The organism is Flavobacterium ichthyis (assembly GCF_009915155.1).
GTDB lineage: Bacteria > Bacteroidota > Bacteroidia > Flavobacteriales > Flavobacteriaceae > Flavobacterium > Flavobacterium ichthyis.
Genome location: NZ_JAABLM010000005.1, coordinates 182012 through 200554, shown reverse-complemented (window position 1 = coordinate 200554; position 18543 = coordinate 182012). Strand labels below are relative to the sequence as shown.

Here is an 18543-nt window from a genome sequence, read left to right as displayed (position 1 = left end):
AGCTGAAAGAGTAAATGGAATCCTGAAAGAAGAATTTGGACTGCATGAAATCTTTGAAAACTATCAAAACTTATACAAACAAGTCATACAAGCAATTGATTTGTACAACAACTTAAGGATACATATGACTATTAATATGGTAACTCCAAGTCAAGCACATCAACAAAAAACAATACAATTAGAACAATGGAAAAAAATAAATCGTAACAGAATTGATCCTGTCACGATTTAACTATATTTGATTTATTAACGAGTCAACCGTTTTTAGGATAACTCATGGATACAGAAACACATTTTTTGCTAGATAAATTCCCTCCAAACCATAAAAAAATCCCGGGATGACCGGGATTGTATTTTAAGCTTCTTCGCTTGTTTCCTTATTTCCTCTAATAAATTTCAAAATCAGCGGAACAGTAGTGATCAACACAATGATGATGATAATAATTTCAATGTGGCTTTTTAAGTCGATGCTCCATTTTTTCAAAAATAATTCATACAAATAATGTCCTGCCATAATCAACCCGAACGACCAAACAAATGAACTCAAAATGTTGTAAAACATAAATCGCTTTTTATCCATTTGAACAATTCCGGCAATGATTGGTGCAAATGTTCTCAAAATAGGTAAAAATCTGGCAATGATAATTGCTTTGCCACCATATTTTTCAAAAAACACTCGGGATTGTTCCAAATATTTTTTCTTCCACCAAAAACTATCTTCTTTTTTATAAAGATACCAACCACTTTTGGCGCCAAACCAGTAACCTACACTGTTTCCCAAAATTCCCGCAAGAGCTACTAAAGTTGCCAACAAAGCCACATTTCCAAAATCGCTTTCAATGGTTGTGAAATTTTCTACCAATTCGCGGCTGTAAATTCCAGCTAAAAAAAGCAAACTATCTCCAGGTAAGAAAAACCCCGCAAAAAGACCCGTTTCGGCGAATACAATAAATAATACTACGTATAACCCAATACTCACGCCACCAATTTCCATGGCAATGTAAAATTCGGGGTTTATCAGCTGTTTCCAATCAAAGTTTTCCATCAGAAAATAAAAATAAAATAAAAATTAATGTGTGTTTAGGGTAATCGAGTTCATTTTTTTCAAATCGCCAACAATCCATAAAATATCGTTTTTCTCCAAAACCTCGTGAGATTCAGGGTTTATCAGCCTTTGACCCTCGCGTTCAATGCCTACAATCAAACCGTTAGTTTTTTCGCGAAGTTGCGACTCTCTGATGGTTTTTCCAATAAAATTCGGATTTTTCAGTTCAAAAGTTTTCAGCACCATTTCGCTGTGGTTTTCAAGCGCCGGAATTTTGTTTTGGTTGAGATACACTTTAAACTTATCAATCTGTCTGTCAGTTCCAATAATGTATAAAATATCGCCCGGAAAAATCGTCTCATTTCTATTAGGAACGTTAATGGTTGTGTTGCCTCGAACAATTGCTGCAATGTTAATTCCTAACTTTTCCCGAAGCGATAATTCCACCAAAGGCTTGCCTAAAAACGATGCATCTTGTTTAATTTCAAAAGTGGTTATGTGAGCATCCCAAGGCGAAAGTTCGCGTTTACTCATTTGCGCTTCCACGTTTTCGCGGTCGTTCAGGTTTTCGATAAAGCGATTTTCTAATTTATCGTAAAGGTTTTGTAATTTCTTCGGAAAAATTAAATACGTCACAAACAATAATACCAAAGCCGCAAACGAAATAAAATTTGAGAAGAAACTATTCAGCAACAATCCTATGAAAAACACAGCAAACAAAATTCTGATGAGTTGCAAAATGTAAATCGGACCCTTAAATCTTTTCTCTTTTCGCAGTTCTGCATAAGCTTCCACGGCAATTTTTCTTACCGATAAAGCCCACAAAAATGGCGAAATCACCACCAAAGTTGCCACCGCAATCGCAATATTTCCCCATTGCGAACCATTAATCATCGGCAATAAAATTCGGGAAGAAAGTAAAATTAACGCAATGATTAAAACTGAGTGAATAGTGATTTGCAAAATATTTGCCCTTAAAAATTGCACCCAGTTACTCGTAGCTTTAATCGTTTGCGAACTAGAACTGTAACTTTCAATGGCGTTGGTTATTTTTTTCGGCAAAATTTTCTCAAGCTTATTGTAAGTTGGTACCGAAAGCCTAATCATGAACGGCGTTGTAAAAGTCGAAACCGCCGAAACTGCTACTACAATTGGATACAGAAAATCGCTCGTCACGCCAAGACTCATTCCTAAAGTAGCAATAATGAAAGAAAATTCTCCAATTTGTGCCAAACTCATTCCGGTTTGCAAAGATTGTTTCAACGGTTGACCCGAAATTAACGAACCTATTGTAGAGCTAAATGTTTTTCCAAAAACCGTTAGCAACGTAATAATTGCTACCGGAAAAGCATATTCTACCAGCGTTTCTGGGTTAATCAACATTCCAACCGACACGAAGAAAACGGCTCCAAATAAATCTTTTACCGGCTTTATCAAATGTTCAATTCGTTCGGCTTTTGTAGTTTCGGCAATGATGGATCCCATGATAAACGCCCCAAGAGCCGGCGAAAATCCTGCTTTTGTAGCCAAAATTACCATCGTCAAACAAAGCGCTAAAGACACAATTAGCAACGTTTCATCACTTAACAAATTTCGGGCTTTTTTGAGTAGGGTTGGGATAAAAAAGATGCCACCCACAAACCATAAAATCAAGAAGAAAAATAATTTTAAAACGCTGTAAAATAATTCCATTCCCGAAAATTGTTGGCTAACCGCAATCGTTGAAAGTAACACCATCATTAAGATTGCCACAATATCTTCTACAATTAAAGCACCAAAAACAATTCCGGCAAATTTTTGGGTTTTCACTCCTAATTCGTCAAACGCTCGAAGGATAATGGTGGTGGACGAAATCGACAAAATCACACCCAAAAAAATACTGTCCATAAAAGACCAACCCATCAAATTTCCGCACCAATATCCCAAGAAAACCATAGAAATTATTTGTACCAATGCCGTGATGGATGCGGTTCCGCCAACTTTCATCAGTTTTTTAAAACTAAATTCTAATCCCAATGAAAATAGTAAAATAATCACCCCAATTTCGGCCCAAACTTCCACATTTTGCTTGTCTTGAACTGATGGGAAAAAGGTAAAATACGGCCCGGATAAAAAACCCGCAATCAGGTAACCCAAAACCAAGGGTTGTTTTATTTTTTTGAAAATTAAAATCGCAACTCCAGCGGTTAATAAAATTAATCCCAAATCGCTAATCAAAGGATAGAGGTGATGCGAGGCTTCGGCGGTTTTTTCTGCAGTCATATAAAGTTAAGTTTAGTTCGTTGAAAATTTTTTTCAAGTTGATTTTAAACGAATGTTACTTACCAAAAGGCAATAAAATGATAAAAATGATGCAGGTTTTTTGGACGAAGATGGACGGTTTTTTCGGCAAAAAATAAATCCGGAAAATTCTCAAATTGTGCAACACAGAAGTTTTCTGCGACCTGAAATTGGTATAACGAACCAAAAGGATTTCTTGCTTTTACGGCTTTCGCCAAAGTTTCCATGATGGTTTCACCTGAATTATTTTGCGACTGGAATTTTTCTTTCGAAGAAAATTGTAAAACCTTCTGGCTTAATTTTTTAGGCGAAAGGTACTCCGAAGCATTTACCTTCAACGAAACCGTGTTGGCATTTGCCGCATGGCAGAAAATTCCGGCGAAAGCCAGAAACAAAAAAACGAGTATGTAAATTCTTTGTTTTGCCATTTTCGCAAAAATAATACAATCGGTAACAACTGAACGCTGTTTCAGATTTAAAGAAATGTTAATTTGTTAAAAATCACAATTTATAATCGATATGAATTGCAGTTGGGAATTGGTCAAAAAAACTACGGAATTAAATTTTAGATATATTTGTAAAAATAAAACTTACAAAAATGGACGCTTATAAATTTATTTTAGAATCACATTCAGGGATTGCTTATGTGGCAATTCTTACTTTAATTGTTGCTATAATTAATTCATTTATAGGGCTTTCTGCTAAAAATGAATTCAATCCTAAAGATCGTAGAATTGCAATGTTTGCTTTGATTGCTTCTCATATCCAATTGGTTTTAGGTATGGCACTCTATTTTGTTTCGCCTAAAGGATTTTCACTTTTTTCGAGTTTGGGCATGAAAGAAGTCATGGGAAATTCTGAAATAAGATTATTAGCAGTTGAGCATCCTTTTGTCAATATTTTAGCCATTATTTTTATTACAATTGGTTGGAGTAAACATAAAAAAGCAGTGGAATCTTCTTCGAAATTTAAAAAAATAGCTATTTTTTATGTGATAGGAATTATATTATTATTGTCCCGAATTCCTTGGTCTCAATGGTTCGCATAAAATGAAAAATCAAAGCCCGTTTTTGGGCTTTTTTTCATTTAGGTATGATAATTGTTAAAGGTTTCATAATTGTAAAATAATGAAATGCCTATAATTTAAAAATATCCGTCATGAAAAAAAAGATTACGATTATTCTTACCGTATTGTTAGTTGCCATTTTAGCGAATGCAACCCTGCTGCAACAAACACCTTCGCAAAAAATTCCGCCTCAAAAAACGCCACAAAAAGTTGCAGTTGACGTCAAAATAATGCAGGATTCTCTTAAAAAAGCCATGATGTTGGATAGCCTCAAAATTGAGGAATCAAAAAAATACAAACTTTTTAAAAAGAACGCTAATGCCTCATATTACGCCGATAAATTTACCGGACGTCGTACTGCAAGCGGAAAAATTTTTGACAACAAAAAATATACTGCCGCACATCGGAAATTGCCTTTTGGCACTAAACTTCGGGTTACCAGCGAAAAAACCGGAAAATCTGTAATCGTTGAAATCACAGATAGAGGTCCGTTTGTAAAAGGAAAAGATATTGATCTGTCTAAAAAAGCGTTCATGGATATCGCTCCAAGTCGTTATGGCGGTGCAATGAAAGTTACTCTTGAAATTGTGCAATAAGATGAATGTAAAGTTGTTAGTATTTTTATTTGGAATTTTTTTGGCAGTAGGATGTTCTTCTGCCAAAAATTATGATTCTGGTAAAATGTATAAAAAAAATGTAACCGCTTGTTTTTACGCTGATAAGTTTAACGGAAGAAAAACCGCAAGTGGCGCAACTTTTAGCAATAATAAATTGACTGCAGCTCATAGAAAACTACCATTTGGGACAAAAGTTCGCGTGACCAATTTGAGCAACAATAAATCAGTTGTGGTAGAAATTAACGACCGTGGTCCTTTTTCAGGAGGTTTTGAAATTGATATGGCAAAAAAAGCCTATCAGGAAATCAGCGATCCAAAAAGTCGCGCCAAAATGCGTGTGAACATAGAAATTTTGCGATAAGATTCCGTCCCTTTACCATCTCCTGAATTTTAATTAACAAAAATTTAAGTTCGTTTAGTTCGGTAATTTCCGAACCAGTTTTATCTTTGCCAATATTTTTAGCAAAGAGAAGATGAATATTGAAAAAGAACGAGCCGAACTTATTGAACAATTTGGGGTCCACTTTGAAACCATAATGCACTTGCCGCCATTGGCTTCGCGCATTTTGGGAATTTTAATTTTAGATTCTTGTTCCAAAAGCATCTCTTTCGATGATTTGATCGAGATGACTGGAGCGAGCAAAAGCAGTGTTTCCACAAATTTGAATTTGCTCCAAAAGATGGGCAAAATTCATTACTTTACCTTAACCGGCGAACGCAAAAAATTTTACCGTCCTGCACCTTTCAGTGAACGATTTGATAATTATTTGAAAATGATTGCTTTTGAAAAAAAAATCATTGACAAATTACTGGATTATCGAGGGAAAACTGCCCATTGTAGCGTTGCACAAATCGAAATGCACCGCACCAATACTTACAAACAACACGTGATTGAAATGGAAGCGTTATTGCTCAAAACCATCAATCAATTTAAAGAACTCGAAAGTAAAAAACCCGAATAATAAACCCCTATTTATATTTTTTCATAATGAAAAACAAGTCAATTTTTACCACAATCGCTGCTGTTTTAGTTTTAATTTCCTGTGGGAAAAAAGAAGAACTAGCACAACAAGCGCCACCACCAATGCCTTTTCCGGTGCAAACAATAACGCAACAAGATGCTACAGTTTACCAAGAATACACTGCTAATCTCGAAGGTCAACAAAATGTAGAAATTCGTCCAAAAGTAAACGGATTTATTCAAAAAATTTATGTGGATGAAGGACAAGTAGTTCGCAAAGGACAATTGCTTTTTAAATTGGAAACCCAAACTTTAAATCAAGATGCTGCTGCTGCAAAAGCTGCTGTAAATGCTGCTCAAGTAGAAGTGGACAGATTAAAACCTTTGGTTGACAGAAAAATTATTTCAAACGTACAGCTTGAAACCGCCAAAGCCCGATTGGCACAAGCTAAAAGCAACTACGGAAGTATTGCAGCAAACATTGGTTTCGGAACCATCACTTCTCCGGTTGATGGCGTTATTGGCGGATTGCCGTATCGCGAAGGTAGTTTGGTTAGTGCCACAAGCGAAATGCCTTTGACCACAGTTTCTGATACCAAGGTGATTCGTGCGTATTTTTCTATGAACGAAAAACAATTGCTTTTTTTCAACAAAACTTTTAAAGGAGCGACTACAGCCGAAAAATTAAAATCTGCGCCAGAAGTATCATTGCTTTTGGTTGATGGTTCTGAATATGATTTAAAAGGAAAAATTGCAACCATGAACGGATTGGTAAATCCAACTACCGGAACCACGGAGTTTAGAGCCGAATTTAAAAACCCTGAAGGAATTTTAAGAAGTGGATCTAGCGGAATTGTACGATTGCCAATTGTTCAGCAAGACGTAATTGTCGTGCCACAAAATGCCGTTTTTGAAATGCAAGGAAAACAAATGATTTATGTTGTAGAAAATGGCAACAAAGTAAAATCAAGAATTATTAAAACCAACGGAACTTCGGAACTTAATTTTATCGTAACCGATGGATTGAAAGCGGGTGAAAAAGTGGTAGTAGAAGGTGCTTCAAAATTAAAAGATGATATGGAGATTGTACCACAAGAAGCGCAAGCCAATAAAAATGCTTCAACCGCAAATGATTCTGTTTCAACCTCAATCCCTACCAAATAATTTTCAAGAACAATGCTTAAAACATTTATAGAAAGACCAGTTCTTTCCACCGTGATTTCAATTTTAATTACCATTTTAGGTATTTTAGGGTTGACCTCACTTCCAATAGAACAATATCCTGAAATCGCGCCACCCACGGTTCAGGTTAGCGCAACATACACCGGAGCGAATGCCGAAACGGTTTTAAATTCCGTGGTGATTCCGTTAGAAGAAGAAATTAATGGAGTGGAAGGCATGACCTACATGACTTCTTCTGCAGCCAATGATGGTTCGGCAAAAATTACCGTTTTTTTCGAATTAGGAGTGAACCCTGATATTGCTGCAGTAAATGTGCAAAACCGTGTTTCGAGAGCTACTAGTAAATTACCTCAAGCCGTTGTGCAAACAGGAGTTACTACCTTCAAAAGTCAAACAGGAGCATTAATGTTCCTTTCAATGTTTTCCAACAATCCGGAATATGATGGAACTTTTGTCCAGAATTATGCCAAAATTAATCTTGTTCCACGACTGCAACGTGTAAAAGGTGTTGGTCAGGTGAACGTTTTTGGTGCCAGAGATTATTCGATGAGAATTTGGCTTGACCCCGAAAAAATGACCGCTTACAACATTGCTCCAAAAGATGTTCAAGCAGCTTTAAACGAACAAAATGTAGAAGCCGCTCCAGGGAAATTTGGTGAAAATGCCGAAGGAGTTTACGAATATGTAATTAAATACAAAGGCCGACTTTCTACCGCAAAAGAATACGAAGACATCGTGATCAAATCTGCCGGAAACGGAAATTTTGTTCATCTTCGTGATGTTGCCGACGTAGAATTAGGAGCGTTTAATTACGGTTCTAAAAACTTTGGAATGGGACATGAAGGAGTTGCTGTGGGAATTTTCCAAACTTCAGGTTCCAATGCCCAAGATATTGTGGAAGAGGTGATGACAATTATGGAAGAATCTAAAGCGGATTTTCCCGAAGGAATTGATTATGTGATTCCGTTTAATACCAAAACCTTCCTCGACGCATCAATCAGCAAAGTAATTTCCACTCTAGTTGAAGCATTTATCTTGGTATTTATCGTAGTATTTTTGTTTTTACAAGATTTTAGATCAACGTTAATTCCGGCGATTGCGGTTCCGGTTGCTATTGTAGGAACATTTTTCTTCTTACAACTTTTCGGGTTCTCGATTAATATGTTAACGCTTTTTGCTGTGATTTTGGCAATTGGTATAGTGGTCGATGATGCCATCGTGGTCGTCGAAGCTGTCCATGCCAAGTTAGACGAAGGTGCCAAATCTGGGAAAGAAGCAACGCTTTCTGCCATGAGCGAAATTACCGGAGCGATTATTTCGATTACTTTGGTGATGTCGGCGGTATTTATTCCGGTATCATTTTTAGGTGGTCCTTCGGGCGTTTTTTACCAACAATTTGCAATCACTTTAGCAGTTTCCATTTTGATTTCGGCAGTAAACGCTTTGACTTTGAGTCCGGCTTTGTGTGCACTTTTCTTAAAACCACACAAAGAACATCATGGTAAAAAGAAAAATTTAAAAGAAAGATTTTTCATAGCTTTCAACACGGGGTTCGATAAAATGAATGCCAAATACGTAAAATCGCTTGGGTTTTTGGTAAAAAGAAAATGGGTAACTGTTGTAGGATTAGTCGTTTTCACCGGAATTACTTTATTACTTTTCCGTGCCACACCTTCAGGATTTATTCCAAATGAAGACCGTGGAATTATCATGGCAGATTTAACCATGCCTCCCGGAACCACGCTCGAAAAAACCCAATTAGCAGTCAATCAATTAGATTCGGTTTTTCAATCAATGCCTTTGATTAAAGCCAGAATGAGTGTGGTAGGTTTTAGTTTGCTTAATGGAGTTAACGGAGGTTCTTATGCGTTTTCGGTTATTAGTTTAAAGGATTGGTCAGAAAGAACCGATGACAATCAAACCGTTGATGCCATCGTTGGCGAATTATTTGCCAAAACTGCCGGATTTAAAGATGCTAAATTATTGTTTTTCACACCGCCAAGTGTTCAAGGATTTGGAACGGCAGATGGATTTGAATTTAAAATTCAAGACAAAGGCGATGATAGCTGGCAAAAAGTAAGTCAGGTTTCAGGAGAATTTTTAGCGGCGTTAAATGCCCGTCCGGAAATTCAATATGCCATGACCAATTTCAATCCGAATTTCCCGCAATATCAAATGGATATCAACGTAGAAAGAGCCAAAGATGCCGGAGTAGCCATTTCGGATATTTTTAATACAATGCAAGGATATTACGGCGGATTGTACACTACTGATTTTAACCGTTTCGGAAAACAATTCCGTGTGATGATTCAGTCTAAACCGGAAGATCGCGCTGACGAAAATTCTATCAATCATATTTTTGTAAGAAATGCTAACGGACAACAAGTTGCCATTAGTCAATTTATCAATTTAAAAAGAATTTATGGACCCGAAGCTGTGGCACGTTTCAACCTTCTAAAAGCTGTGAATGTGAACGGAAAAGCCAATCCGGGTTACAGTTCTGGAGATGCTATCAAAGCCATTCAGGAAGTTGCCGCGCAACATTTGCCACAAACCTACGGTTATGAATTTTCGGGGATGACAAGAGAGGAAATTTTAGCCGGAAGTCAAGCTATTGGTGTTTTCCTTTTGAGTTTAATTTTCGTTTATTTTTTATTAAGTGCACAATACGAAAGTTACTTAGTTCCATTGTCCGTATTATTATCCTTACCCGTTGGAATTGCTGGAGCTATTGGATTTATCAAGCTTACCGGACTCGAAAACAATATTTATTTCCAAGTAGCTTTAATCATGTTGATTGGTTTATTGGCTAAAAATGCCATTTTGATTGTTGAATTTGCCATTCAAAGACGACGTCACGGAATGGACCTGACAGCATCTGCTATTGAAGGGGCAAAAGCACGTCTTCGACCAATCTTGATGACCTCGTTAGCATTTATATTCGGATTATTACCGCTGGCATTATCTTCGGGGGTTGGAGCTGTCGGAAACCGATCAATTGGTATGGGTGCCGTTGGCGGAATGCTAATAGGAACCATTTTCGGAGTATTTGTCATTCCGGTTTTATTTGTGATTTTCCAAAGTTTGCAAGAGCGAATTTCTGGAAAACCAACGCTAACCGAAAACGAAAACAACGCCATTTCACCATTAAACGAAAATTATGAAAACTAATATATTCAAAGGGTTTCTATTCTTGGCTTTGCTTGCCGTGATGCAATCGTGTTTTAGTGCCAAAGAATACCAAAGACCCGAACTCAAAACAGAAAATCTTTACCGTACATCCGTTTTAGAAACGGACACAGTTTCTTTAGCCGATGTTTCTTGGGACAAAATTTTTACCGATCCGCAATTGCAAAATCACATCAAAAACGGATTGCAAAATAACCTCGACATCCAAATTGCCATGCAAAATATCGCGGCTTCACAAGCATCGTTAAGACAAGCCAAAGCAGCGTATTTACCTACTTTTTCCGTTGGAGCAGATTGGACACATCAAGAAATTTCTAAAAATACCCAAATTGGTCGATTAGTTGCCGGAAGTGGCGGTCCAACCAATGTTGACCAATACCAACTTACCGGAAATTTAGGTTGGGAAGCTGACATTTGGGGAAAAATTCGCAGCGGAAAACGAGCAGCCAACGCTAATTTTATGCAAACCGTTGCCGCACAACAAGCCGTAAAAACACAGCTTATTGCCAACATTGCCGCTACTTATTACCAAATGCTTTCCGTAGATGCGCAAATTAAAATTGCCGAATCTACCTTGCAAAACCGCAACGAAAGCGTGGAAACTATTTTTGCCTTAAAAGATGCCGGAAATGTAACCGAAGTTGCCGTAAAACAAACCGAAGCACAAAAATTTGCCACAGAAATAATCATCGCAGATTTAAAAAACAGCCTCATTGTTTTAGAAAACAGTTTCAATATTTTGTTAGGCGAAAATCCAAAACCAGTGGAAAGAAGCACTTTCGAAACGCAAAATTTGCAACCCAAAATTACGTTAGGCGTTCCCGCCACTTTACTTCGTAACCGTCCAGATGTTGTGGCGGCAGAATATAATTTAATCGCACTTTTTGAACAAACCAATGTTGCCAGAAGTAATTTTTATCCTACATTTCGCATCACTGCAACCGGAGGTTTTCAAAGTATCGATTTAAAAGATTGGTTCAGCACCAACTCACTTTTTGCCAACATTGTGACCGGTTTAACCCAACCGATTTTTAACCAACGACGCATCAAAAGTCAGTACGAAATTGCCCAAGCTAACCAACAAGCCGCTTATTTGCAATTCGAACAATCCTTGCTCAATGCCGGAAACGAAGTCTCAAACGCTTTGGCAAATTACGAGAACGAAACCTACAAAATTACCGTTCGCGAAAAGCAAGTGGACGCCCTCAAAAAAGCCGCCGATTATTCTGACGAGTTGTTAACCTACGGTTTGGCCAATTACCTCGAAGTGTTGACCGCCAAAGACAACGCTCTAAACGCCGAACTCAGTTTAATCGACAATAAATACCAGCAATACAATGCCATCATCCAACTTTACCGCGCTTTAGGCGGCGGATGGCAGTAAAAAATAATTTAGGTTCATGCCAAATTATATTGATTTTGTTTTTGTTCAAAAACCACCAAACATTCGTGTTTTGGTGGTTTTTTTTCAAAAAATATTTTGGGCGTGCCCTTTTGCTTCCCCGAAGTGTCGGGAAGCAAAAGGTCGGGCTTTCGCCACTCGCTGTTTTTTTGGTGTAACGAAGTGGAGCCAAAAAAACGAGCTCAAACAAAGGCTCAATCCCTCACGCGAGCTACCAAAATGGAGAGAAATTCCAATTTTAAAAATCCCAAATTCCAATCAAGAAGGAAATTCGAATAAATAAATTCCAAAAAACTTTGCGGCTTTGCGCCTTTGCGAGAATCCTTGCTCCCAAAGCTTCGGGATTGCGGTAAAAAATTATCAATAAATTCCAATTTTAAAAATCCCAAATTCCAATCAAGAAGGAAATTTCAATAAATAAATTCCAAAAAACTTTGCGGCTTTGCGCCTTTGCGAGAATCCTTGCTCCCGAAGCTTCGGGATTGCGGTAAAAAATTATCAATAAATTCCAATTTTAAAAATCCCAATTTCCAATCAAGAAGGAAATTTCAATAAATAAATTCCAAAAAACTTTGCGGCTTTGCGTCTTTGCGAGAATCCTTGCTCCCGAAGCTTCGGGATTGCGGTAAAAAAAAGAAATCAATGACAATTTCAAAATTCAAAAAAACCTTTAAATCATGAAATCTGTAGCAATTTAAATTCCAATCAAAATCCGAAATCCGAAATCATTCCACAACTTTCCCATTGAATTTTTTTCCGGCTACCAGATCATTTAAAAACGTCAAAATTGGCGCAGGATTTTTTTCAAAAAGCCAACCACTAAAGCCATGACCTCCACCCGAAAAAGTGTAGAGAAAAACATTTTCGTTAAGCGAAACCGCATGATCATAAATAGATTTCGACCCAAAAAGCATCAACCAGTTTGAAGCATCCGTTGAACAATTGTGATGAGCTGCCGTTCCATAAGGTACAACTGTATCTTTATCGCCGTGAAAAAAAAACATTGGCACCACATTTTTTTCAGTAATCAAGTTCAAATCCATAATTGCCCCCGCTCCCGAAACAATTCCGGCATAACGAAAATCTTCCGGAATATTTACAGATTGATATAAATTCATTTTTTTAAAATCCCAAAAACCGGCATGCAAAACCGCTTCGGCACCTGCACTTGAACCCGAAATAAATATTTTTTCAGAGTCAATTTTGTGTTTTTCGGCATTCTTCAAAAAATAAGCTGTTGCCATCCAAACCGCATTTGCCGCATGCTGAAACGATTTTATCTTATCAGGCAATTTGCCATTGCAACCAAAATTTTTTCCTTTTGCGTAAAGCGTATAGGTAATCGTCGCTGAAGCGTAACCATTTTGAGCAAGATATTTACAAAAACTGTCGCCATTTTGCCGTTCGCCACCAGAAAATCCGCCGCCGTGAACAAAAATCATGAGCGGTAAATTGGCAACCGATTTTTTCTCAGGTAAATACAAATCTAAATCAAGCGAAAGGGTATCGTTTTTAAAATAATTGATTGTGGTTTTTCTTTGGGCAATCGCATTTCCTGTAACCGCAAAAAGTAGTAAAAGAAGTAGGTTTTTCATCAAAAATAAATTTAAATTTCCCAAGTAATATAAGGGTTTTGGCAAAGATAAGCATTGTAATATTGAACATTTCCGGTCACTTCTGCACCAAGCCAATTAGGTTTTTCGAAAATTTCATCCTCGTGAGCAAGTTCGATTTCGGCTAATAGCAAACCTGCGTTTTCACCATAAAATTCATCAACTTCAAAGGTGTGATTGCCTACCGGAATTTCGTAGCGCGTTTTTTCGATGACGCCCTTTTCGCATAATTGTAATAACATTTTGGCTTCCTCTACTGGAATTTCTTTTTCCCATTCAAACCTTGTGGTTCCGGTTAGGTTTCCTTTTCCTTTAATAGTTAAAAATCCTTTTTTGCCTTTGATTCTTACCCTTACAGTTCGTTCAGGATGTGTTGATAAATAGCCTTGCGCAATTGCGGTGGCTTTTAACGCATTTGTTTTGAAGGAGTTGTCTTTGACCAAGAATTTGCGTTCAATTTCCTGCATTTGTATAAATTTTATGCCCTAAAGTAGGAAAAAAAATAAAGTCAATTTGTACATTTACACATAAGTTTACCCCGAAAGTTTATGAAGTTCAAAAAGAAGAGACCTCAGTTCTCAATTGATACATTTTTAATTCACTATTTCGATGAAAGCCAGCTTTGGACACAAACCGAAGATGAGTTAGAACTTTTGGTAAAATTGGTAGAAATTATTCGTCCGGATAACGTGAAAAATGTAAAAATGGTGCATTTGCATTTTTTAAACGATTTTTTGCGCGACAATGATTTTATCAGGCTTCAGCTTTCCTATTATATTAAAAAATTGTTGCAAGGTAAACGTTTCAACAAATTTTTGGCAGATGCCGGAATCCTGCGCGACGTGGATTTTATTTTTGAAATCAGGAAAAGACTTTTTTCGAAATTTTTACCGCATCAACCACAAAAAGATTCGTTAGAATACGTACTCAATCAGGTGTTTTATAAGAGTACGGATGCGGTTTGGGTGAATAAAATTCCCATCATACAACTCGAAGAATTTTTTGATTTGATGACCTTTGGTGACCTTTACGAATCCGTCGCCGAACAATCACCACTTTCCGAAATGTTGCATGCTATGAACATCATTACCCAAAGAATTTCGGGTAGAGCGATGGAAACTGACGTGATTAAAATGGTTCCGGAATATGATAATTTTGAAAGCCCATTTACAGCATTTGAAAAAGAATTACACCAAGTAGGTGACGCCATTAGAAAAACAGGAGCATCGCATTACATCAATTCATCTGATTTAAGCTATAAACAATTGCTCATTTTGCATAAGCAATGTACTGATTTCGTACAAAAAGCTTTCACTAATTCTACTAAATACGGGATTTCACTTCGGGTAAACCAAAATTTATTGAGAATTCGCCAACAATTATATCGTTTGCAAGTATTGATTCCGTTGTTGGTAATAGATCGTGAAGAAACCAAAAAACTTCACACCATCAATTTGGCATTGAAACTCATTAAGTATAATTGTTACAAAAACGATGTTCGTGATTTAGTGAACGAAAGTACCCAATTATTGTCATACGAAATTACCCAACATACTGCAAAAACAGGCGAAAAATACATCACCGAATCCCGTATGGAATATTTAAAAATGTTCCGTGCCGCTTTAGGGGGTGGATTAATCGTAGGAATTTTATGTATTATAAAAGTTTTGTTGGGCAAAATTGAAACCAGTTCCTTTGGACATGCATTTTTATACAGCCTGAATTATTCGGTGGGTTTCATAGCCATTTACCTTTGTGGATTTACTTTGGCTACCAAACAACCTGCCATGACAGCGACAGCTTTGGTAAGTGCCTTAGAAAAAGGTATCAAGAAAAAAGGCAATGATAGCGAAAAACACGAAGCCTTTGCAGTACTTTTTGCCCGAGTATTTCGCTCGCAATTTATAGCATTTGTAGGAAATGTGATCATGGCGTTTCCCGTGGCTTTATTAGGAATTTGGTTGATTGACATTATTTTTGCCTATAATATCGCTGCCGCAAAATGGCACAAATTATTAACAGATTTGAGTCCGATACATTCTGCTGCGATGTTTCACGCGGCAATTGCAGGAATCTTTTTGTTTTTATCCGGAATTATCTCGGGAAGCGTTGCCAACCGCGACAAACATCATCATGTTTATTACCGCATTCAAGAACATCCTTGGCTAAAACGTCGTTTTGGAAAAGTAAAAACTATGAAGATAGCTTCACTTTATGAAAAAAAATGGGCAGGTATCATCTCTAATTTTTGGTTCGGAATTTTTATGGGATCCACCGCGTCGATTGGTTTATTTTTCGGACTCAATTTAGATATTCGCCATATCACTTTTGCCAGCGGAAACTTGGCCTTAGGATTGTATGGTGCAAATTATTTGGTGGCCACTTCTACCGTGATTTGGGGTATTGTAGGAATTGGCGTGATTGGTTTGGTTAACTTCTTAATGAGTTTTGCCTTGTCATTAGGCTTGGCATTTCGGTCACGAAACATTCCACTTTCGGAATTGCGGTTTGTATTTGCATCCATTTGGAAACATTTCCGAACGAAACCTTCCAGTTTTTTCTTTCCCTTTGAACGTCAAGTCAAGTCGGTTTTAGTACCCAATAATTCCGAAACCACGAAGAAATAAATTTTGTTTTGGAAGATGATGGAGCCGCAGGAACTTCGAAAAATTATTCATGTTGACATGGACGCTTTTTATGCTTCTGTGGAGCAAATGGACAATCCGGAATTGCGTGGCAAAGCTGTGGCTGTTGGCGGAAGCGAGGTTAGAGGCGTTGTTTCGGCGGCAAGTTACGAAGCGAGAAAATATGGAGTAAGAAGTGCGATGAGTGGTTTTTTGGCCAAAAAAAATTGTCCGCATCTTATATTTGTCAAACCCAGATTTGAACGTTACAAAGAAATTTCCCGAAAAATCCACGCCATTTTCCATGATTATACTGATTTAGTCGAACCGCTTTCGCTTGACGAAGCCTATCTGGATGTTACCGTCAACAAAAAGGGAAATCCGAGTGCTTCGTTGATTGCCCAAGAAATCCGCCACCGCATTTTTACGGAAGTTGGTCTCACGGCTTCGGCGGGAATTTCTATTAATAAATTTATTGCCAAAGTCGCTTCGGATTACAACAAACCGAATGGGCAAAAAACGGTGAATCCCAACGAGGTCATTACTTTTTTAGAGGAATTACCTATCGGGAAATTTTATGGTGTGGGGAAAGTTACCGTAGAAAAAATGTACCAGTTGGGCATTTTTACCGGAAAAGATTTAAAAGAAAAACCGTTGGATTTTTTGGTGAAACATTTTGGGAAATCCGGAGCTTATTATTTTTCTGTGGTTCGTGGGGTTCACAATAGTGCGGTAAAATCGGAACGCAAAGCCAAGTCAGTTGGAGCAGAACATACGTTTAACGAAAACCTGACTTCGGAAATATTTATGATTGAAAAGCTCGAACACATTGCCGAAACCTTGCACAAAAGACTCTCTCGCCACAACATCGCCGGAAAAACCATTACCCTAAAAATAAAATACAGCGATTTTACCCTCCAAACCCGAAGCAAAACCTTGCCGTATTTTATTGCTGACAAAAGCCTGATTCTAGAAGCCGCCAAAGAATTATTATTTCAGGAAAAGATGAAAGAATCCGTGAGGTTGCTGGGGATTTCCATTGCCAGTTTAAACACCGAAGAAAAGAAAACCGTTGCGGTACAGTTAAAGTTTGATTTTTAGGGTTGGTTATTCCTGATTAAATAAGGTCAAACCAAGTAAAATAATCCCCACGACCAATATAACAATGACTCTCACAGACAGCATATTTTCGTAAGCAGAATCCTCGAATTTGATAATTGGTTTTTTCTTTAGCTTGAAAAACAGCACAATCGCAAAGATTACGATTATTATGATTGCTTGAATATGCTGTTTTTGCATAATTAACGTTTATTTTCCTTATTGAGGCTTACTATAATTTCTAATTATGGATAAGCCACGCGAAGAATTAGCGCGGGACACGAATATTATATGTATAGATTGATGCCGGCAATAAAGAGAGGTTGAGGTCAAAATAGATAGGTTCAAAACTATCTAATTGGTTAAAAAACGTATAAACAGATGTTTTTTAGTATTATTTTCCCTCTTATTTGTCTGTGAAAATAAAGAATTGGAGCTATTTTTACTTCACGCCTACTCATGAACCTTTTGTACAACATTCATTGCAGTGTCCCCACAAAAAAAGGCCAGCAATTGCCGACCTTTTTATCTATTATCTGAAAAAATCAATCCCTACTCGAAAATTTTGCCAACAAACGCAAAAATTCAATGTACAACCACACCAGCGTAATCATCAATCCCATTGCACCAAACCACTCCATGAATTTCGGCTGACGGCGTTCGGCACCTTTTTCAATCATGTCAAAATCCAAAAATAAATTGAGTGCCGCAATCACAATTACCACCAGGTTAATCCCAATTCCCATCAACGAATTGCCGTGATGAACAGGCGTAAAACTCGTAAACATCGACACCAGCCACGCAATTAAATAATACGTTGCCACCGCCAAAGTAGCCGCAATCACTATCGATTTAAACTGTTCCGTAACCTTTACAATTTTATATTTGTACAATCCCAAGCAAACTAAGAAAGTGACAAAAGTTGCCCCAACCGCCTGAATCACAATTCCCGGATACATAGCTTCAAAAACTGCCGAAAGTCCTCCAATAAAAAGTCCTTCCACCACCGCATAAGCAGGAGCTAAATACGGAGAAAGTTGTGGTTTAAATGCCGAAATCAACACCAAAACCAGTCCTGCAATTGCACCTCCAATGGCAAAAATCATGGTGTTATAACCGTTAAAAGACATCGTCCAAATCACCGTGGCCGACATCAACAACAGCACCAGCATCAAAAAAGTTTTGTTGATTGTGCCGGAAATTGTCATTTCTTCGCCATAAGAGATCCACTCGGCATTTTCCGCATCTGCGGTTCGGGTCACGGCTTTTCCCGCAAAATTTTTGTTTCCTAAAAACGGATTGTTCGATTTAAATTTCATGTTTGATATGTGTTTTAAGGTTTGATTTATTGTTGAGGAGCGGATGGTTCGGGCATTTCAGTAATCCATTTTCCCGCTGCTTTTCCAAAGCTTTTGTGCCGAAAAATCGGCGGCACAAAAGGCTTTTCCCTTACATCGGGGCTAAGA

General features: G+C 37.5%; 16 protein-coding genes. 10 read left to right on the top strand and 6 right to left on the bottom strand.

Annotated elements, in window-relative coordinates; translation table 11 throughout:
* The coding region (locus GV828_RS05845; RefSeq protein ID WP_166536546.1) for an IS3 family transposase at positions 1-232 on the top strand (232 nt) is incomplete at its 5' end.
* Between the two features lie 123 nt (positions 233-355).
* Here the strand turns inward: GV828_RS05845 and GV828_RS05840 are convergent.
* Genes GV828_RS05840 through GV828_RS05830 form a run of 3 tightly spaced genes read right to left on the bottom strand, consistent with a single transcriptional unit; the run spans position 356 to position 3753 of the window.
* On the bottom strand, positions 356-1045 hold the full coding sequence (locus GV828_RS05840; protein WP_166536545.1) for a DedA family protein: 690 nt from the start codon (positions 1043-1045) through the stop codon (positions 356-358).
* Positions 1046-1069: 24 nt separating this feature from the next.
* Complete coding sequence (locus tag GV828_RS05835; RefSeq protein WP_166536544.1) at positions 1070-3307, bottom strand: cation:proton antiporter domain-containing protein; 2238 nt, start codon at positions 3305-3307, stop codon at positions 1070-1072.
* Between the two features lie 59 nt (positions 3308-3366).
* Positions 3367-3753: a hypothetical protein gene (locus GV828_RS05830; protein WP_166536543.1), complete on the bottom strand. Its 387-nt coding sequence runs from the start codon at positions 3751-3753 to the stop codon at positions 3367-3369.
* A 170-nt stretch (positions 3754-3923) separates the two neighbouring features.
* Here GV828_RS05830 and GV828_RS05825 point away from each other — a divergent pair, with 170 nt between their 5' ends.
* The 7 genes from GV828_RS05825 to GV828_RS05795 all read left to right on the top strand — a co-directional run bounded on the left by GV828_RS05825 (position 3924) and on the right by GV828_RS05795 (position 11724).
* The gene (locus tag GV828_RS05825; protein ID WP_166536542.1) at positions 3924-4373 is read left to right on the top strand and encodes a hypothetical protein; all 450 of its coding nucleotides are present in this window, start codon (positions 3924-3926) and stop codon (positions 4371-4373) included.
* Positions 4374-4483: 110 nt separating this feature from the next.
* Positions 4484-4987, top strand: a complete 504-nt coding sequence (locus GV828_RS05820) for a septal ring lytic transglycosylase RlpA family protein (RefSeq protein WP_166536541.1) — start codon at positions 4484-4486, stop codon at positions 4985-4987.
* Position 4988: 1 nt separating this feature from the next.
* Positions 4989-5369: a septal ring lytic transglycosylase RlpA family protein gene (locus GV828_RS05815; RefSeq protein WP_166536540.1), complete on the top strand. Its 381-nt coding sequence runs from the start codon at positions 4989-4991 to the stop codon at positions 5367-5369.
* A 112-nt stretch (positions 5370-5481) separates the two neighbouring features.
* Positions 5482-5970 carry a GbsR/MarR family transcriptional regulator gene (locus GV828_RS05810; protein ID WP_166536539.1) on the top strand — a complete coding sequence of 163 codons (489 nt, stop codon included), beginning with the start codon at positions 5482-5484 and terminating at the stop codon, positions 5968-5970.
* A 26-nt stretch (positions 5971-5996) separates the two neighbouring features.
* Entirely contained in the window at positions 5997-7133 is a 1137-nt protein-coding gene (locus GV828_RS05805) for an efflux RND transporter periplasmic adaptor subunit (RefSeq protein ID WP_166536538.1), read from the top strand.
* 12 nt (positions 7134-7145) lie between these two features.
* Positions 7146-10322 carry an efflux RND transporter permease subunit gene (locus GV828_RS05800; protein ID WP_166536537.1) on the top strand — a complete coding sequence of 1059 codons (3177 nt, stop codon included), beginning with the start codon at positions 7146-7148 and terminating at the stop codon, positions 10320-10322.
* Positions 10312-11724 (top strand): efflux transporter outer membrane subunit, encoded by a 1413-nt coding sequence (locus tag GV828_RS05795; protein ID WP_166536536.1) that lies wholly within the window; start codon positions 10312-10314, stop codon positions 11722-11724. The genes GV828_RS05800 and GV828_RS05795 overlap by 11 nt, the downstream gene beginning before the upstream one ends.
* Positions 11725-12467: 743 nt before the next feature.
* Here the strand turns inward: GV828_RS05795 and GV828_RS05790 are convergent.
* The gene (locus GV828_RS05790) at positions 12468-13337 is read right to left on the bottom strand and encodes an alpha/beta hydrolase (protein WP_166536535.1); all 870 of its coding nucleotides are present in this window, start codon (positions 13335-13337) and stop codon (positions 12468-12470) included.
* Positions 13338-13348: 11 nt separating this feature from the next.
* Positions 13349-13822, bottom strand: coding sequence for a CYTH domain-containing protein (locus GV828_RS05785; RefSeq protein ID WP_166536534.1), 474 nt, complete (start codon positions 13820-13822; stop codon positions 13349-13351).
* Positions 13823-13903: 81 nt separating this feature from the next.
* On the opposite strand from GV828_RS05785, the gene GV828_RS05780 reads away from it, so the two are divergent.
* Together GV828_RS05780 and dinB are read left to right on the top strand one after the other, a co-directional pair.
* The gene (locus tag GV828_RS05780; protein WP_166536533.1) at positions 13904-15982 is read left to right on the top strand and encodes a site-specific recombinase; all 2079 of its coding nucleotides are present in this window, start codon (positions 13904-13906) and stop codon (positions 15980-15982) included.
* Between the two features lie 15 nt (positions 15983-15997).
* Entirely contained in the window at positions 15998-17080 is a 1083-nt protein-coding gene (gene dinB / locus GV828_RS05775; protein ID WP_166536532.1) for a DNA polymerase IV, read from the top strand.
* Between the two features lie 542 nt (positions 17081-17622).
* Here dinB and GV828_RS05770 read toward each other — a convergent pair.
* Positions 17623-18396, bottom strand: a complete 774-nt coding sequence (locus tag GV828_RS05770) for a Bax inhibitor-1/YccA family protein (RefSeq protein WP_166536531.1) — start codon at positions 18394-18396, stop codon at positions 17623-17625.
* Positions 18397-18543 lie beyond the last annotated feature (147 nt).